General features: G+C 65.5%; 18 protein-coding genes. 10 read left to right on the forward strand and 8 right to left on the reverse strand.

The features are described from left to right. Window positions 1-27: 27 nt before the first annotated feature. Window positions 28-651: a sugar transferase gene (locus OE647_RS11185; RefSeq protein WP_263721809.1), complete on the reverse strand. Its 624-nt coding sequence runs from the start codon at window positions 649-651 to the stop codon at window positions 28-30. A gap of 133 nt (window positions 652-784) precedes the next feature. Between OE647_RS11185 and OE647_RS11190 the strand changes: the two genes are divergently transcribed. From OE647_RS11190 to OE647_RS11225, 8 genes are all read left to right on the forward strand, one after another. Continuing rightward, complete coding sequence (locus OE647_RS11190; RefSeq protein ID WP_263721810.1) at window positions 785-1240, forward strand: universal stress protein; 456 nt, start codon at window positions 785-787, stop codon at window positions 1238-1240. Window positions 1241-1336: 96 nt separating this feature from the next. Then, window positions 1337-1897: a NifU family protein gene (locus OE647_RS11195; protein WP_263721811.1), complete on the forward strand. Its 561-nt coding sequence runs from the start codon at window positions 1337-1339 to the stop codon at window positions 1895-1897. Next, window positions 1887-2543 carry a tRNA (adenosine(37)-N6)-threonylcarbamoyltransferase complex dimerization subunit type 1 TsaB gene (gene tsaB / locus OE647_RS11200; RefSeq protein ID WP_263721812.1) on the forward strand — a complete coding sequence of 219 codons (657 nt, stop codon included), beginning with the start codon at window positions 1887-1889 and terminating at the stop codon, window positions 2541-2543. Before OE647_RS11195 ends, tsaB begins: the two co-directional genes overlap by 11 nt. Continuing rightward, the gene (gene rimI / locus OE647_RS11205) at window positions 2540-2971 is read left to right on the forward strand and encodes a ribosomal protein S18-alanine N-acetyltransferase (RefSeq protein ID WP_263721813.1); all 432 of its coding nucleotides are present in this window, start codon (window positions 2540-2542) and stop codon (window positions 2969-2971) included. Before tsaB ends, rimI begins: the two co-directional genes overlap by 4 nt. A gap of 155 nt (window positions 2972-3126) precedes the next feature. Then, window positions 3127-4128 (forward strand): BMP family lipoprotein, encoded by a 1002-nt coding sequence (locus OE647_RS11210; RefSeq protein ID WP_263721814.1) that lies wholly within the window; start codon window positions 3127-3129, stop codon window positions 4126-4128. Further along, window positions 4128-5765, forward strand: coding sequence for an ABC transporter ATP-binding protein (locus OE647_RS11215; RefSeq protein WP_263721815.1), 1638 nt, complete (start codon window positions 4128-4130; stop codon window positions 5763-5765). The genes OE647_RS11210 and OE647_RS11215 overlap by 1 nt, the downstream gene beginning before the upstream one ends. Before the next feature lie 3 nt (window positions 5766-5768). Next, the gene (locus OE647_RS11220; RefSeq protein ID WP_263721816.1) at window positions 5769-6860 is read left to right on the forward strand and encodes an ABC transporter permease; all 1092 of its coding nucleotides are present in this window, start codon (window positions 5769-5771) and stop codon (window positions 6858-6860) included. Continuing rightward, window positions 6860-7828 carry an ABC transporter permease gene (locus OE647_RS11225; RefSeq protein WP_263721817.1) on the forward strand — a complete coding sequence of 323 codons (969 nt, stop codon included), beginning with the start codon at window positions 6860-6862 and terminating at the stop codon, window positions 7826-7828. Before OE647_RS11220 ends, OE647_RS11225 begins: the two co-directional genes overlap by 1 nt. A gap of 63 nt (window positions 7829-7891) precedes the next feature. Here OE647_RS11225 and OE647_RS11230 read toward each other — a convergent pair whose 3' ends face one another. From OE647_RS11230 to OE647_RS11245, 4 genes are all read right to left on the reverse strand, one after another. Further along, on the reverse strand, window positions 7892-9154 hold the full coding sequence (locus OE647_RS11230; RefSeq protein ID WP_263721818.1) for an ABC transporter permease: 1263 nt from the start codon (window positions 9152-9154) through the stop codon (window positions 7892-7894). Continuing rightward, on the reverse strand, window positions 9151-10071 hold the full coding sequence (locus OE647_RS11235) for an ABC transporter permease (RefSeq protein WP_263721819.1): 921 nt from the start codon (window positions 10069-10071) through the stop codon (window positions 9151-9153). Before OE647_RS11235 ends, OE647_RS11230 begins: the two co-directional genes overlap by 4 nt. A 13-nt stretch (window positions 10072-10084) precedes the next feature. Continuing rightward, window positions 10085-11197 (reverse strand): ABC transporter ATP-binding protein, encoded by a 1113-nt coding sequence (locus tag OE647_RS11240; protein ID WP_263721820.1) that lies wholly within the window; start codon window positions 11195-11197, stop codon window positions 10085-10087. 129 nt (window positions 11198-11326) lie between these two features. Beyond that, window positions 11327-12451, reverse strand: a complete 1125-nt coding sequence (locus OE647_RS11245) for an extracellular solute-binding protein (RefSeq protein WP_263721821.1) — start codon at window positions 12449-12451, stop codon at window positions 11327-11329. Between the two features lie 606 nt (window positions 12452-13057). On the opposite strand from OE647_RS11245, the gene OE647_RS11250 reads away from it, so the two are divergent. Both OE647_RS11250 and OE647_RS11255 read left to right on the forward strand, forming a co-directional pair. After that, entirely contained in the window at window positions 13058-13975 is a 918-nt protein-coding gene (locus tag OE647_RS11250; protein ID WP_263721822.1) for a sulfite exporter TauE/SafE family protein, read from the forward strand. Continuing rightward, entirely contained in the window at window positions 13972-14733 is a 762-nt protein-coding gene (locus tag OE647_RS11255) for a TIGR02186 family protein (protein ID WP_263721823.1), read from the forward strand. The genes OE647_RS11250 and OE647_RS11255 overlap by 4 nt, the downstream gene beginning before the upstream one ends. 1 nt (window position 14734) lies before the next feature. On the opposite strand, the gene OE647_RS11260 is transcribed toward OE647_RS11255, so the two are convergent. The 3 genes from OE647_RS11260 to OE647_RS11270 all read right to left on the reverse strand — a co-directional run bounded on the left by OE647_RS11260 (window position 14735) and on the right by OE647_RS11270 (window position 17306). Next, the gene (locus OE647_RS11260) at window positions 14735-15472 is read right to left on the reverse strand and encodes an SDR family oxidoreductase (protein WP_263721824.1); all 738 of its coding nucleotides are present in this window, start codon (window positions 15470-15472) and stop codon (window positions 14735-14737) included. A 1-nt stretch (window position 15473) separates the two neighbouring features. After that, a complete protein-coding gene (locus tag OE647_RS11265; RefSeq protein ID WP_263721825.1) occupies window positions 15474-15710 on the reverse strand; it encodes an Lrp/AsnC family transcriptional regulator in 237 nt (78 codons plus the stop codon). Between the two features lie 66 nt (window positions 15711-15776). Continuing rightward, complete coding sequence (locus tag OE647_RS11270) at window positions 15777-17306, reverse strand: ATP-dependent DNA helicase (protein WP_263721826.1); 1530 nt, start codon at window positions 17304-17306, stop codon at window positions 15777-15779. Between the last annotated feature and the right edge of the window lie 32 nt (window positions 17307-17338).

Consider the following 17338-nt stretch of genomic DNA (forward strand, 5'->3'; position numbering starts at 1 on the left):
TCATCGCCCATCGTGCTTACCGGCGGGTTAAGCCTTGGAGACCCGGCGCAGAAATATCGAAACCGCCGTCGCGAGGATGATCTTCAGGTCAAGGACAAGGCTCCGCCTGCGTGCGTAGAAGCGGTCCAGCCGCGCCTTGCGGGGCAGGCAATGGCGGCGATAGACGGCATCGGTTTCCGCCGCCGTCCGGCAGGGCGCAAGCAGGCGCGCCTCCTGCCCGTGAAGCCGCACTGTCGCGAGCCCCGTTACCCCCGGGCGGCTGATCAGCACCTGGGCGTAGAGCTCCGGGTAAAGCTCAACATAGCGGCGCAGGGGCGGACGGGGGCCGACAAAGCTCATCCGGCCGTGAAGGATGTGGAAGATCTGCGGCAGTTCGTCCAGGCGCAGGCGGCGCAACACATGGCCCAGGCGCGTGATGCTGGCCTGCGAATGCCCGCCCGTCGCTGCCCCTGTCTCGGCATGCGCGCCCATGGTGCGGAACTTGACAAGCAGGAAGGGCCGTCCCCCATGCCCCATCCGTTCGCCGCAGTAGAAGACGGGCGCCCCGTCGCAGACCAGGATCAGCCCGGCCAGCAGTATGATGACGGGAAGAAGCAAGGGCAGAAGGGCCAGCGCCAGCACCAGATCGAACAAGCGTTTTCCGGGTGTCATCGCGCGTCTCCGTCCGGGCATCGGGGACATGGGATCACGATCAAGCTTTCCGGCGGCTTAACGCCCGCGCGCATCGTGCCAGTTGCCAGAACCACGGCAAGACGCCATGATCCCCGCGCAAGAGGGAGTTATCATGCGCAAGTTCCTTGTCGTGCTCGACGACAGCCGCGAATGCCTGAACGCCATGCGGTTCGCAGCCCTTCGCGCGGCCCACACAGGGGGCGGGGTGACGATTCTGTCGGTGATCCCGCCGGATGAGTTCCAGCACTGGATCGGCGTGTCCGACATCATGCGCGCAGAGGCGCGTGAACGGATCGAGGCGCATTTCGAGGTCTTCGCCAAGTGGATGCGCGACCGCCAGGGGGTCAACCCGGAACTGGTCATCCGCGAGGGCGAGCCGGTGAACGAGATCCTCGACCTGATCCGCGAGGATTCGGAGATCGGGGTTCTGGTCCTCGGGGCAGGCACCGAAAAGTCGGGTCCGGGGCCGCTTGTGACACAGATGTCGCGGTCCTCGGGCAATCTGCCCATCCCCATCACCATCGTTCCGGGTGAGATTTCAAAGGATCGGCTTGAGGCGATCACCTGAGCCTTTTCACTCGGAGCGCCCCATTCGGTCGCGCCGCTCGCCTTGACTTGCCGCAGTCCGAGGCGCATATCCGACTGGAACAGTCGGAGACTAGAAATGTTCATCCAGACCGAATCCACGCCGAACCCGGCCACGCTGAAGTTCCTTCCCGGCCAGGCGGTCCTTGAGACCGGCACCGCCGATTTCCCCGCGCCGGACACCGCCGGGAAGTCGCCCCTTGCCGCGCGCATCTTCGCGGTCGAAGGCGTCACCGGCGTCTTCCTTGGCATGGATTTCGTTACCGTGACCAAGGCCGAGGCGGTCCTTTGGGACCACATCAAGCCCGCGATCCTCGGCGCGATCATGGAGCATTACCAGTCCGGCCGCCCCGCCATCGAGGGTGAGCGCAACGAGAGCGCGCACGCCGCCCATGACGGGCCCGACGAGGAGATCGTCAAGCAGATCAAGGAACTGCTCGATACCCGCGTGCGGCCCGCGGTCGCCCAGGACGGCGGCGACATCACCTTCCACGGGTTCGACCGGGGGATCGTGTATCTGCACATGCAGGGCGCCTGCGCGGGCTGCCCCTCTTCGACGCTGACGCTGAAGATGGGGATCGAGAACCTGCTGCGCCATTACATCCCCGAAGTGCTGGAGGTCCGGCCCGTTGCGGCCTGATCCCCTGATCCTGGCGTTCGACACATCGGCCGCGCATTGCGCGGCCGCATTGCTTTGCGGCAACCAGTTGCTGGGCGAGGTCATCGAACCGATGGACAAGGGCCAGGCCGAACGGCTGGTGCCGCTTTTGGGTGAGCTTCTGGCGACGGCCGGCGCCGAATGGCGCGATCTTGCCGCGATCGGTGTGGGCATCGGGCCGGGCAACTTCACCGGCATCCGCATCTCGGTCGCCGCCGCACGCGGATTGGCGCTCGCGCTGGAAATCCCGGCGATCGGCGTTTCCGCGCTTGAGGCGCTGGCGGCAGGGACCCCCGGCCCCGTCGTCACCAGCCTCGATGCCCGGCAGGGCCGCCTGTATGTGCAGGTCTTCAGCGACGGGGACGGCACCGGCCCCTTGCTGTGCGATCTTGAGACGCTGCCGTCGATGCCAGCGGGCGCCGCAACCTCCTGCATCGGCCATCGCGCCGATGAAATCGCCGCGATCTGCGGCGGCACGGTGGCCGCCCCCCGGAAATCCCTGCCCGCAGCCATCGCGCGGATCGCCCTTGGCCGCCGCCTTGGCGCGCAACCCCGCCCGGCACCGCTTTACCTGCGCCCCGCGGATGCCGCGCCCTCGCGCGATGCCGCGCCCCGCATCCTGCCATGACCCCCTCGGACCTGGCGCGTCTCCATGCCCGCGCCTTCACCGTTCCGCGCCCCTGGTCCGCGGCGGAGTTTTCCGAGCTTCTTTCGCGCGCCGATACCTTCCTGATCACGCACGGCACGGGCTTCGTTCTGGGCCGGGTGATCGTTGACGAGGCGGAATTGCTGACCATCGCGGTCGAGGCCGAGGCGCGGCGCCAGGGCACGGGCCTGTTCCTGACCGAGGCCTTCCTGGCCGAGGCCGCCCGGCGCGGCACGGCGACGGCTTTCCTGGAGGTTGCCGCCGACAACGCTGCGGCCATCGCGCTTTACCATCGGGCGGGCTTTCGCGCAGCCGGTCGGCGCAAGGGCTATTATGCCTGCCCCGACGGCACCCGGCGCGACGCGCTGGTGATGACGCGCGCTTTGGCTCAGGCGCCCGGAACGACTTGACCAAAAGGTCAAATTCATGCGCCTTGCCCCACAGATAGCTATTGACCCGTTACCGGGACTGCGACCTAATCTCCCTTGATCCGCAAGTGATCGCCCCGCGATTGGCGGGCGGCCCCGAGACCTGGGTGACCGTAATACAGAACCGGGAGAAATCGATGACCCTCATGACCAAATTCCTCGGCGCCGCCGCAACGCTGGCGCTGACCTCGGGCGTGGCGCTGGCTGATCCGGCCATCATCTACGACCTCGGCGGAAAGTTTGACAAGTCCTTCAACGAAGCGGCGTTCAACGGGGCTGAGCGCTGGAAGGCCGAAACCGGCGGCTCCTACAAGGAACTGGAGATGCAGTCCGAGGCCCAGCGTGAACAGGCGCTGCGCCGCCTGGCCGAGGCCGGGGCAAACCCGGTGGTCATGACGGGCTTCGCCTTCGGCGACGTGCTGGCCCAGGTTGCACCCGACTTCCCGGACACGAAGTTCGCCATCATCGATGTCGATTGGCTCGAAGCCCCGAACATCCTGCAGGTTGCCTTCAACGAGCATGAAGGCTCCTACCTGGTGGGCATGCTGGCGGCGCTCGCCTCCAAGACCGGCACGGTGGGCTTCATCGGCGGCATGGACATTCCGCTGATCCGCAAGTTCGGCTGCGGCTACGCGCAGGGCGTGAAGGCCGTGAACCCGGACGCGAGCGTGGTGATGAACATGACCGGCACCACGCCCTCCGCCTGGAACGACCCGGTGAAAGGGGCGGAACTGGCCAAGGCGCAGAAGGCGCAGGGCGCCGACGTGATCTATGCGGCCGCGGGGGGCACGGGCATCGGCGTGCTTCAGTCGGCCGCCGACGAGGGCATCCTGTCGATCGGCGTCGACAGCAACCAGAACTACCTGCACCCGGGCCAGGTCCTGACCTCGATGCTCAAGCGGGTCGACAACGCCGTTTATGAGGCGTTCACGGCGGGAGCCGATCTGGAAACCGGCGTGGTGAAGGTCATGGGCCTTGCCAATGAGGGCGTGGGCTACGCGATGGACGAAAACAACGCCGCGCTCGTTACGCCTGAAATGGCGGCGACGGTGGACGAGGCCGCGGCCAAGATCAAATCGGGCGAGTTGGAGGTGCATAACTACATGACCGACAACACCTGCCCCGCTGCGTCCTTCTGATGAAAGGCGAGATCGCTTCGGGGCGGCAGGTGACTGCCGCCCCCTATGCAATCGAACTCCGCGGCATCTCCAAGGCATTCGGTTCCGTTCAGGCGAACAAGGACATCTCGATCCAGGTCGCCAAGGGAACGATCCACGGGATCATCGGCGAAAACGGCGCCGGCAAGTCCACGCTGATGTCGATCCTCTACGGCTTCTACAAGGCCGACGCGGGAGAGATCCTGATTAACGGCCACCCCACCGCCATCCCCGACAGCCAGGCCGCCATCCGCGCCGGCATCGGCATGGTCTTCCAGCATTTCAAGCTGGTGCAGAATTTCTCCGTCCTCGAAAACGTGATCCTGGGCGCCGAGGATGGCGCGCTTTTGCGCCCGTCGCTGGCCAAGGCGCGCAAGGTTCTGGCGGAACTGGCCGAGGAATACGAGCTAGACGTTCATCCCGACGCGGTGATCGAGGAGCTTTCTGTCGGCCACCAGCAGCGCGTCGAAATCCTCAAGGCGCTCTATCGCCACGCCGATATCCTGATCCTGGACGAGCCCACGGGCGTGCTGACCCCGGCCGAGGCCGACCACCTGTTCCGCATCCTCAGGAACCTGAAGGAACAGGGCAAGACCGTGATCCTGATCACCCACAAGCTGCGCGAGATCATGGAGATCACAGACACCGTCAGCGTCATGCGGCGCGGAGAGATGACGGCGACGGTCCGGACCGCCGAAACCAGTCCCGAGCAACTGGCCGAGCTAATGGTTGGGCGCAAGGTCCTGTTGCACGTTCCCAAGGGCGAGGCGAAGCCGGGCCGAACGGTGCTGGAGATCAAGGGCCTCAGGGTGCGTGACGGCGACAAGATCGAACGGCTGAAGGGGATTGATCTGACCATCCGCGCGGGCGAGATCCTGGGCATCGCGGGCGTCGCCGGGAATGGCCAGACCGAATTGCTGGAAGTGCTGGGCGGGATCGCGCGCGGCACCGGAACCATCCTTCTGAACGGCGACAGTCTGGACCTGACCGGCAAGTTTTCCGACGGGCAGTCGCGGCGGCGCAGGGGCATCAGCCATGTGCCCGAGGACCGTCAGCGGCTGGGCATGATCATGGATTTCACCGCCTGGGAAAACATCGCCTTCGGCTATCACAACGACCCCGCCTATCAGAAGAACGCGCTCCTCATGGACAACGGCGCCATTCTTGAGGACGCCCGCGGCAAGATGGAGCGTTTCGACGTGCGCCCGCCCATCCCATCGCTTCAGGCCAAGAGCTTTTCCGGGGGCAACCAGCAGAAGATCATCCTGGCGCGCGAGATCGAGCGCAATCCCGACCTGCTTTTGGTCGGCCAGCCGACGCGCGGCGTCGATATCGGCGCGATCGAGTTCATCCACAAACGCATCGTGGAACTGCGCGATGCGGGCAAGGCGGTGCTTCTGGTCAGCGTGGAACTGGACGAGATCATGAGCCTCTCGGACCGCATCGCCGTGATGTTCGACGGGCACCTGATGGGTACCGGACCCGCGGCGAGCGCCACGCAAGTCGGGCTCGGTTGCCTGATGGCAGGCCTTGGCGGCGCCGATACGCGCGCCATGGCGGGCTGGGACATCTCCTCCGACGCGCATGAGGAACGGCAGGCAACGGGAATGAGGGCGTAGGACATGGCAAGGATTCCCCGCTGGGCCGACCTGATCCTCGTCCCGCTCATCAGCCTTCTGCTGGCGGGCGTCATCTCGGCCCTCGTGATCCTCGCCATCGGCCAAAGCCCGATGGAGGCGCTGACGACCATGGTCACCGGCGCCGTGGGCTCGCCCTACGCCTGGGGCTACACGCTTTACTATGCCACCAGCTTCATGTTCACGGGGCTCGCGGTCACGGTCGCCTTCCACGGGAGCCTCTTCAATATCGGGGGTGAGGGGCAGGCCCAACTGGGCGGGCTGGGCGTGGCGCTCGTCTGCCTGGCTGTTCCCTGGCCGCACTGGACCCTCGCCCTGCCCGCGGCGATAATCGCGGGCGCCGTCTTCGGCGCGGCCTGGGCGGCGATCCCCGCCTATCTTCAGGCCCGGCGCGGCAGCCACATCGTGATCACCACGATCATGTTCAACTACATCGGGGCGGCGCTGATTATCTACCTGCTGGTCAACGTGCTGCGCCCGGCCGGGCAGATGGACCCGGCCACCGCCCGCTTTCCGGCGGGTGCGGCGCTGCCGACGCTGCACGAACTGCCGATCCTCAGCGCGATCTTCGACAAGAAGATCCCCGCCAATGTGACGCTTTTCGTGGCACTCATCGCCTGCTGGCTGGTCTGGCTGCTGCTCTGGCGGACCCGTTTGGGCTATGAGATCCGCGCCTTCGGCAAGTCCGAACCGGCGGCGATCTATGCCGGCATCTCACCCTTCAAGGTGACGATGCTGGCGATGCTGATCTCGGGCGGGCTGGCGGGGCTGATGTCGATCAACAACGTGATGGGGGAAAGCGGGCGGCTCTTGCAGAACTCCTCCGAGGGGGCAGGTTTCATCGGGATCGCGGTGGCGCTGATGGGCCGCAACCACCCGATCGGCGTGGTCCTGGCCGCGATCCTCTTTGGCATCCTTTATCAGGGCGGGGCGGAGATCGGGCTCTGGACCTCGATCCCGATCGAACTCAGAACCGTCGTCCAGGGCCTGGTGATCCTGTTCACGGGCGCGCTCGACCACATGGTGCGAATGGTGCTGGGCCTCTTCTTCCGCCCCCGCCGCCTGGAGGCCGCGTGATGGATTACGCGACCCTTCTCCAGATCCTCGACAGCACCATCCGCCTCGCGACGCCGCTGCTGCTGGCCTGTCTTGCCGGGCTCTATTCCGAACGCTCGGGCATCTTCGACATCGGGCTTGAGGGCAAGATGCTGATGGCCGCCATGTGCACCGGCGCGGTCGCGGCCCTGACCGGGTCGGTCTGGCTGGGCCTGCTGGCCGGGATCGCGGGGGCCGTCATCTTTGCCGCCATCCACGGGGTCGCCTCGATCACCTTCCGTGGGAACCAGCTGATCTCGGGCGTGGCGCTGAACTTCGTGGCCTCCGGCATCACGGTTCTGATCGCCCAGTCGCTGTTTCACCAGGGAGGGCGCACGCCGCCGCTGAGCGGAGGCGCACGGTTCAACCCGATCACGCTGCCCTTCGCCGAAAGCCTGTCCGGGGTCCCGATCATCGGCCCCTTGTACTCCGAGGTCCTCTCAGGCCATGGCGCCTTGGTCTATATCGCGCTGCTGGCCGTCCCCGCCACCTGGTGGGTGCTCTACCGCACCCGCTTCGGGCTGCGGCTGCGTGCGGTGGGGGAAAACCCCGCCTCGGTCGATACGGCGGGCATCTCGGTGGTGCGGCTGCGCTATGCGGCCGTGGTGATCACCGGTATCCTCTGCGGGCTGGCGGGCGCCTACATGGCGGCGGGTCTCCAGGCGGGCTTCGGCAAAGAGATGACGGCAGGACGCGGCTACATCGCGCTGGCCGCGCTGATCTTTGCCAAATGGCGACCGTGGTACGCGCTGATGGCGACCATGCTCTTCGGCTTCTTCCAGGCATTGGCGCTGCGGCCCGACGTGATCAAGAAGACCGTGGGCTTCGACGTGCCGGTCCCGGCACTGGACGCCCTGCCCTACATCCTGACGGTCATCGTCCTGGCGGGCTTCGTCGGCCGCGCCATTCCGCCCCGGGCGGGCGGGGAGCCCTACGTCAAGGAGCGCTAGGTCCGCCCGCCAGACATGAAGAAGGGGCGGCACGAAGGCCGCCCCTTTTCCGTTTCCGATCGCTCAGTTGTCGGTCCCTTTCAGGGCATTGGGATCGAAGACCCCGCCGAAACCGCTGTTGTTCCCGGCCGGCGGATTGGCCTCAGCCTCCGGCGCGGCGGGGGCGTTTTGCAGGGCGTTCGGATCGAAAACCCCACCAAAGCTGCCGCTGCTGGTCCCGGTGCCGGTCGGGGCGGCGGGCGCGGGCTCTTCAGCGGCCTTGAGCTTGCGCTCCTCATCCCGCTTCCTGCGGAGTTCCTCGGCGCGCAGGTCGGCCTCGATCCGCTTCTGCTCACGGATATCGGTGATGCATTGGTCGGGGCTGTAGACGGTTGCCGTCCCGACGACGACGATCGTCGCGATCGCGAGGGCGACCAGAAGACCCGCCGCCGCGTTGCCGCTGAGGAAACCGGGCAGCTTGACCCCGCCGCCCGACAGCTCCGCCACCGTGGCCTCACGCCGCGCAGCCGCCACCAGCTCGCGCCGCCGGATCGCCGCCTCGTTCGTGAGCGCGGCAAAGACCGTCAGAATGACGATGATGAACGCGAGTGCCGAAATCGCGGGCGAGATGCCGTAGCGGACCTTCTGCGCCAGTTCGATCGTCAGCGTCGGGTATTCGCCGAAGGTGAAGGTGGTGGTGTTGTAGTTCTCGAAGCTCGCAAGGAACGCGAGCACCGCGGCGGATGCAATGGCCGGGCGCATGAAGGGCAAAAGCACCTTGCGGAAGGCCTGCGCATGGGTCGCCCCCAGGTCCAGCGCCGCCTCGGTCAGCGCGGTGTCGTAGCGCTGAAGCCGCGCGACCAGCACCAGCATGCAGTAGGAGGCGATGAAGGTGGACTGTCCGAGGATCGTCAGGAACAGGCCGCTCGACAGCACACTGTCGGGACCAAGGCCCACCATCCGGTTGATGCGGTCCCAGAAGACCAGGGTCGAGATCCCCAGGACGACGCCGGGGATCAGGATCGGCGCGATGATGACCGTGTAGTAGGTCGCGCGCAGCTTCGGCCAGATCTGCGTCAGCATCAGCGCCCCCGCGAGCCCCATCAGCACCGACAGCACGACCGTCCCCGCCCCGATGATGATGGAGTTCTTGATGCCGTTCAGGATGCGCGTGTCCTGGAAAAGCGCCGAGAACCACTCGAACGTCAGACACTCCCATGGCGTGGCGCTGGGAAAGCTGGGCGAGTTGAAGGCGGTCACCGCCATGATCACCAGCGGCCCCAACAGATAGGCGAAGAAGATCGCAAGGTAGATCCAGACGCTCAGGCGAAGAAAGGACAGGTTCATTTCCCGATGTCCCCCATGTTCACCTTGAAGAGCCGCATGATCGCCAGCACCAGCAGGATACAGGTGACCAGCAGGACCACGGCATAGGCGGCGCCCTGCGGCCAGTCGCTGCTGTCATTGAACTGCTGGTAGATAAGCTGCGTGAACCACAGGCTGGACGGCCCGCCAAGGATCTGCGGCGCGGCCAGCGCGCCCGCCGACAGCATGAAGACCATGGTGCAGCCGGAACTGATGCCGGGCTTGGCATAGGGGATCACCACGCGCCAGTGGATGCGCCACCAGGGCGCGCCAAGATCGCGCGCGGCCTCGATCTGGTTGTGATCGAGGCTCTCGATCACGTTGTAGATCGGGAAAATCATCAGCAGGATGTAGGCGTAACCCAGCCCGGCATAGAGCGCGTAATCGTTGCGGATGAAGTCGAAGGGCGTGTCGAACAGTCCGATCCCGGTGAGGATCGTGTTCAGGACGCCGGTTTCCCCGAAGATGATGCGCAGGGCGAAGGCCCGCAGGATCTCGTTGATCCAGTAGGGGATGATCAGCATCAGCGCGAGCACCCGGATGTGGTTGCCCTTTGTCTGCCCCAGGTAATAGGCGATCGGGTAGCACAGGATCAGGTTGAAGACCGTCACGCAGACCGCCGCGACCAGCGTTCGGAAGAACACCATCAGGTCGACGGCGTTATAGGCCTGTCCGCCCCCTTCCGGGCCATAGACCAGGTACTTGTAATTTTCGAGCGTGTAGACATCCTTCGGCCCGCCAATCTCCGGCGGCGGCAGGTTCGGGCGGAAGGAAAAGTCGAGCATCGAGAGCTGCGGCAGGATGATCAGGCCGACCGTCCAGAAGAGGACAAGCCCCAGCATCACCAGGCCCGGCCCGGTGCCGTTGCGGGTCAGGAAGTCTTTCAGGAAACGGGGCATCTCGTTTCCCCCGTCATTCCGTGGCCAGAACGCCCGCGGGCATCGCCACGGCGTTCTTGACGTCATACCGCAGGGTCATCGTCTCGCCCTTGTGGCTATCGAAGGACTGGCCATGGTTCGGAAGCGAGACCTTGATCTCCTTCCCGCCGTCGCCCTCCATGAAGATGTTGAAGACGTTGCCCTCGAATTCCTCGTTGACCACTCGGGCCGAGACGTAGTGGTCGCCCTCTGTCCCCGTCTTGGCGAGTTCCAGGGCCTCGGGGCGGATGAAGATCATGGCGCTGTCGCCCTCCTTCATCTTGCCGACGTTGGCTGTCGAAACCCGCGCCAATAGCTCGCCCGAGCGGTTGGACTGCACCAGCACCCGATCGCCGCTAACCTGCTTGACCTTGCCGCGGAAGACGTTGTTTTCCCCGACGAAAGAGGCCGCGAAGGGCGTGGCGGGGTCGTTGTAGATGGTCTTGCCGTCGCCGATCTGGTCGATCACCCCCGCGCGCATCACGGCGATGCTGTCCGACATCGTCAGCGCCTCGCCCTGGTCATGGGTGATGTAGATGAAGGTGATACCGACCCTTTGCTGGATTTCGCGCAATTCGGTGCGCATGTGCTGGCGCAGTTTCAGGTCCAGCGCCGAGAGCGGTTCGTCCAGCAAGAGCACATGCGGCTCGGCGCAGAGCGCGCGCGCGATGGCGACGCGCTGGCGCTGCCCGCCCGAAAGCTCCGACGGCAGCTTGTCCCCCTGCCCTTCGAGCGCGATCATCTCCAGCAGTTCGTCGGCGCGCTTGCGCCGCTCGGCCGCGCTGGCCCCCTTGATCTCCATCGAGAAGGCGATGTTTTCCCAGACCTTCATCAGCGGAAACAGCGCGAGGTTCTGAAAGATCAGCGCGGTCGGCCGCTTGTTCGGCCCGACCCCCTTCATGTTCTTTCCGCCGATCAGGACATTGCCTTCCGACGGGTCGAGAAACCCCGACACGGCGCGCAGGATCGTTGTCTTGCCGCAGCCCGAGGGCCCCAGGAACGAGAAGAAATCCCCGCCCTTGATGTTCACATTCGCGTCGCGCACGGCAACGAAATCTCCGAAGCGGATCCAGAGGTTTTCCAGATCGACGCCGACCCCAGCACTCATGTCCCAAATTCTCCCCGTGATGCGGCTCCGGTTCGCGCGGCCGCATTTCAAGCGACGCCAGCGGTTGATCCGCGCGTCACATCCTTGCAAGGGGCCCCCCGACCGGCGGGAGGCCCTGCACGCGCGCGATCAGGCGCTCGTGAACTTGTTGACGAACTCGGTCCGCACGTCGGCGTACCAGGGCGCCTCGGCCGGCCAGGGGTTCAGATTGGCCAGGCTGTCGCCCGGATAGGCCTCCTGGAAGTTCTTCTTGTAGACATCGCCCGAGAAGGCGTCCGCGCCCAGCACCGGAGAGTTGTAGCCGTGGCTGTCGATCGCGTGGCCCGCCTGGTCCGCACGGTAGGCGAAATCGATGAAGGCATAGATCTGGTCCATGTTCGCGGCGCCGGACGGAATGGCCATGCCGTCCACCCAAGCCATCGCGCCTTCGATCGGGGCCTGGTAGTGCACCGGTTCACCCGCCGCCTTGAGCGCGAGCGGGGGGCCGTCCCAGGTCTGGCCGACGATCACGCCTTCGTTCATCAGGCCGTTCTTCTGCGTGTCCGCGTCGTTCCAGATCAGCTTGATGCGGCCCTTGCGCGCGATGCACCAGTCAGTCACCTGCCCCCAGACCTTGCGCATGGTTTCTTCGTCATTGTAGGCCGACCAGATCGAGCCCGGCTCCATCTCGCCCGAGCGTTCCATGAAGAGGCCCGCGCCCAGCATCATCGAATGCGCGCGGCCCATGGTCTTGCCGGCGTTCTCCTCGGACCAGACATCGCCATAGGAGGGCGCATCGCCCGCCGGCAGCCAGAGGTCCGTGCGGTAGGCAATCCCCTCGGTCCCCCAGATATGCGGCAGCCAGTGCGACCCCGCCCCGCCGAAGTTCCACGCGTCGGTGCCGATCTTTGCCATGGCCGGGTTGACCGCGTCGATCTTCACGCGCGCCATGTCGAAGGGCTGGAGCAGTTCGAGCGGCTCCCACTGGAGCGAGCGGTTGTTCGTCGGGCTGACGAGGTCGAACCCCTGGCCCTTCGTCGCCTTCATCTTGTTGATGATTTCTTCGTTGGACCCGATCCCGGTGTAGTTGACCTTGATCCCGGTCTCGCTTTCGAAAGCGCTGAGGAAATCGGGCGGCAGGTAGTCCGACCACATCATGATGTTGATTTCGCCGGACGAGGCCAGCGCGCTCTTCGAATAAAGCGGCGCCGCCAGCGTCACCGCGCCGGCACCCTTCAGCACGGTACGGCGAGACAGCTTCTTGGCTTCAGTCATTCAAATTACTCCCTTTGGCTTTCTGATTTGCTTTGCGATCGACTTTCTCGATTTCTCTGCGGTCTGTTCATTTGTCGTCCGTATCCCGATACTCCTACGCTAACTTGCAGATTCATAGCCCCTAGTGCTGCGCGTGCATTGCGAGCGACACGCGCCAAGGGCCGGCCCCGGTTTCGGGACCAGGCTCGGCGCGGGCATTTCAGCAGGCATTGACGACATCTTGATGAAGATCACCACGCGCACCGCAGTCGAGATAGGTCCACGATTGGCGAATAGTTATGTCCAGTTCAACACATCCGCGGCCGGCAACCCCGGAACGCCCCTGACCGCGCGCGCCCCAAGGGACGGCGCCAGAGCCGCGCCTTGAGTAACTTAACTATATATATCAAATTCTTAGCGTCAAATACGCCCAACCTGACCGGCAGTGCAACGCTATCCCACAGGGGCGATCCGTGCGCCCGTGTGCCGAGCACGTCGGGATGCTCCCCGCCCAGGTTCGCGAAATTCCCCCTTTAAATTTCCGCACTGTGAGCGCAAGTGGGTTTGACATCGCCCCGCCGGGGCGCAACCGTTGCAAAGACAACATCCACGAGCAACTGGCTGCCGATGCAGATCTATCTGCCCATTGCCGAAGTGTCCGTAAGCGCCTTTCTACTCTTCGGGATCGGCGGGCTGGTCGGAATACTGTCCGGCCTCTTCGGCGTCGGGGGCGGGTTCCTGATCACGCCGCTGCTGTTCTTCATCGGCGTGCCGCCGACGGTTGCCGTGGCGACCGGCGCGAATCAGGTCGTGGCCTCCTCGATATCGGGCGTGCTGGCCCACCTGAAGCGGCGCTCGGTCGATATCCGGATGGGCGTGGTGCTCCTGGTCGGGGGCCTCGCTGGCTCGGCGATCGGCATCTGGGTCTTCAACCTGCTGTCGCGGCTGGGCCAGATCGACCTGACCGTGCAGCTGGCCTATGTGCTGTTCCTCGGGCTGATCGGATTGCTGATGCTCCAGGAAAGCGTGCGGGCGATGCGCCGCGCCCGCTCTGGCACCGCGCCGAGGGTCAAGCGCCATCACCATACCTGGGTTCACAACCTGCCACTGAAGATGAAGTTCCGGACCTCGGGCCTCTTCATCTCGGTCATACCGCCCCTGATCGTGGGGGCGTTCGTGGGGCTTCTGGCGGCCATCATGGGCGTCGGCGGCGGGTTCATCATGGTGCCCGCGATGATCTACCTGCTGGGCATGCCCACCAAGGTCGTGATCGGCACCTCGCTCTTTCAGATCATCTTCGTGACCAGCTTCACCACTTTCATGCACGCCCTGACGAACCAGTCGGTGGATTTGATGCTGGCGCTGCTCCTGATCCTGGGCGGTGTCGTCGGGGCACAGGTCGGCACAAGGATCGGCGCGCGGCTGAACGCCGAGCAGCTGAGGGTGTTGCTGGCCCTGCTCGTCCTTGCGGTCTGCATCAAGATCGCGCTCGATCTGCTGATCGAGCCGAACGAGCTTTACTCGCTCGCTAAGGTGAAATCATGAGGTGGCTCGCCCTTCTCCTCGGCCTTTTCGCGGCCACCGCCGCGGCCGCGCAGGAGGAGGTGGTTTCGGGCGTGAGCCAGGACCGCATCTCGATCACCGCGAACTTCGAGGGCTCGGACCTGCTGGTCTACGGGGCGATCAAGCGGGAAACGCCGATCCCGGACACCGGGCTCCTTCAGGTGATCATCACGCTGGAGGGTCCCTCCGGCCCGATCGTCGTGCGCCGCAAGTCGCGGCAAATGGGCATCTGGGTCAACACCTCCTCGGTCGAGGTCGACAACGCCCCCAGCTTCTACGCCGTCGCCGCGACCGCGCCGTTGGAGTACATCCTGTCCCAGACCGAGGACCTGCGTCACAAGATCTCCGTCCCGCAAAAGATCCGCTCTGTCGGGGCGCCGCAGGACGTGATGGACTCCCCCGCCTTCACCGACGCGCTGATCCGCATCCGGCAAGATGAGGGCATCTACGGCGCCGCCGAAAGCGGGACAGAGTTGAAGGACAGCACGCTTTTCAGTGCGACATTCGATCTGCCCGCCAACCTGGTCGAGGGAAATTACGTCACCCGCATCTACCTGCTGCGAAACCGCCATGTTCTGACTTCGGACCAGTCCACGATCTATGTCCGCAAGGTCGGGATCGAACGCTGGCTCTATACGCTTGCGCAGCAACAGCCTGCGGCCTACGGCATCCTTGCGCTGGTGCTGGCCGGGCTTGCGGGATGGGCGGCCTCCGAAGCCTTCCGGTTGCTGCGCCGCTAGGCTAGCCGCGCCCGACGAAGGGCATGTTCGTCGCCATCACCGTCATCGACAGCACGTTGGCCGAGGCCGGCATCCGCGCCATGGTCATCACCGCCTCGACCACGTCGGACACCTGCATCATCGGTTCACCGCGGAGAGAACCATCGGCCTGGGGCACCCCTTTTTCGATCTTGGCCGCCAGTTCCGTCCGGGCGTTTCCGATGTCGATCTGACCGCAGGCGATGCCGAAGGGCCGCCCGTCCAGCGCCAGCGACTTCGTCAGGCCGGTGATGGCGTGCTTGGTCGTCGTATAGCTGACCGACCCGGGCCGTGGCGCATGCGCCGAGATCGAGCCGTTGTTGATGATCCTGCCCCCTTGCGGCGCCTGCGACCGCATCTGGCGAAAGGCGGCGCGCGCGCACAAGAACATGCCGGTCAGGTTCACGGCGAGCGTGTCGGTCCAGTCGGCCAGAGGGATCTCGTCGATGAGGCCGGAGGGGCGGAAGATCCCGGCGTTGTTGAACAGCACGTCGATCCGGCCGAAATGCCGGGCGGCCTCGGCAAAGGCCCGATCGACCGCCGCCGCATCCGAAACGTCGCAGGCCAGCGCCAGCGCGTTCGCGGCACCACCCGCGACCTCTTCCAGCACTCCCGCACGCCGGGCGATCAGGACGACGTTCCAGCCCTCGGCCAGACAATGCTCCGCGACCCCCCGGCCGATCCCGGCGGACGCGCCTGTCACGACGATCGTGCCCGCCATCCTAGAACGCCCGGAAGGTCATCGTGGTCAGGGTTCGGCTGATGCCCTCGATGTCGAAGAGCTTTTCGGCCAGCCAATGGCCCACGTCCTCGTTCTCGGGGATGTAGACCTTGGCGATCAGGTCGAAATCGCCCGAGGTGGAATAGAGCTCGGACACGACCTCACGGTCGTAGATCTCGTTGGCGACCTGATAGGTCTTGCCGGGCTGGCAACGGAACTGGACGAAAACGCAGCGCATGGGCGACTCCCTTGTTTGCTCCGGACAGTAGCGGCAGCGGGCCGGATGGAAAAGGCGTCAGCGGCCTCAGCCTGCCTCCACCGGGTCGAGCGACAGGACCGAACTCGTCCGCGGTAGATCGGCCACACCCAGCGCCTCGGCCGGACGCGCGAGGCGATTGCGCACCACCCAGTGCAGGCGCTTTTCCGCCCGCGTGATCGCCACATAGGCAAGGCGCTTCCACAGCGGCAGGCCGGCCTCCGTCCGCCCCATGCGCGCGGCGACGAAAAGGTCGGGCGCGAAGACCTGCACGTCCTCCCACTGCGACCCCTGCGCCTTGTGGATTGTCACCGCAGCCCCATGCAGGAAGGCGGCCCCCATGCGCGCAGCGTAGGGGATGAAGGGTTCCTCGGTGTCGGGCTGTTCGATCTTGATGATCGACGCGGCCGAGACCAGCGGGTCTTCGGACCCAACGACATGAAGGCGCGAGAAACCGGGCTTCTTGCCGGGGCCTAGATAGATGACCTGCGCCCCCTTGATCAGGCCCCGCGCCTCCAGGTCGATGCGCTTCTTGCGGTGCTTCAGCGGCAGTTCGATCCCGTCGCAGATCAGGGGCTCGCCCGGCAGCAGCTCGTCAGCCGGCGCGCCATAGGCTGCGCGGAACGCCTGGATCAGCCGCACCCGAGTCTGGTTGCGCCACACCAGCACCGGCGAGCGCGCCATGAGCCCGGCATCGACGCGCTCGGCCCATTGCACCCGCTCGTCACGCCGGGCCGCGTCCGCGACCATGCGCTCGAACCCCTCGAAATCCAGCGCGGGGTCGGCCAGCGCGTGGGCAAGGTCAAGGATCGGGCTGTCGGTTTCCTGCCGGTGGATGCGGTTGAGCGTCAGCTTGCGCCCCTCGGCCAGCCGGTCGAAGACCATTTCGCCGGATTGCCCCACGGGCGCCAACTGCGCGGGATCGCCGAAAAGGATCAGGGTCGGGAAGATCTCGCGCAGATCCTCGTACTGGCGTTCGTCCAGCATCGAAGATTCGTCGATGAACCCGATGTCCAGGGGGTCCTCGCGCCGCTTCCAGCCCAGGATGAAGTCGGACCCGCGCAGACCCGCCGCAGCAAGTGCGCCGGGAATGGACTTCACTTGGTCATAGAAGGCCTTGGCCCGGTCAAGTGCGATGTCGGTCAGCCCTTCGACCTCGGGGCGGTCACCGTTCCCGGCGAGCCATTCGGCGATCTTTTCGTATTCGGGATCGTAAACGGGCGTGTAGAGGATCCGGTGGATCGTCGTCGCGGGCACGCCCCGCCCGCGAAGCACGCTGGCCGCCTTGTTCGTCGGCGCGAGGATGGCAAGCGTACGCCGGTCCTTGCGCCGCCGCCCTTCGTAGTCGCCCGAAATCGTGTCGACGCCCGCGGCCGCCAGCGCCTTGGTAAGCTCCGCCAGCAGCATGGTCTTGCCCGACCCGGCCTTGCCGACGACCGCGAGCACACTGGCCTTGCCACTCGCCGCAGGCAGCGTGGTGCCCTCAAGAAGGTCCACGCCCGCCCCGCGCAGCACCTCCGCCACGCGGTCCCAGGCCTCGGCCTGATCGTCGGAAAACTGCAGCGCGGGAAGGGTCATGGCGGCGACCCTACCCGCCCCGTCGGCCAAGT

The organism is Albidovulum sediminicola, from assembly GCF_025751575.1.
Taxonomy (GTDB): Bacteria; Pseudomonadota; Alphaproteobacteria; order Rhodobacterales; family Rhodobacteraceae; genus Albidovulum; species Albidovulum sediminicola.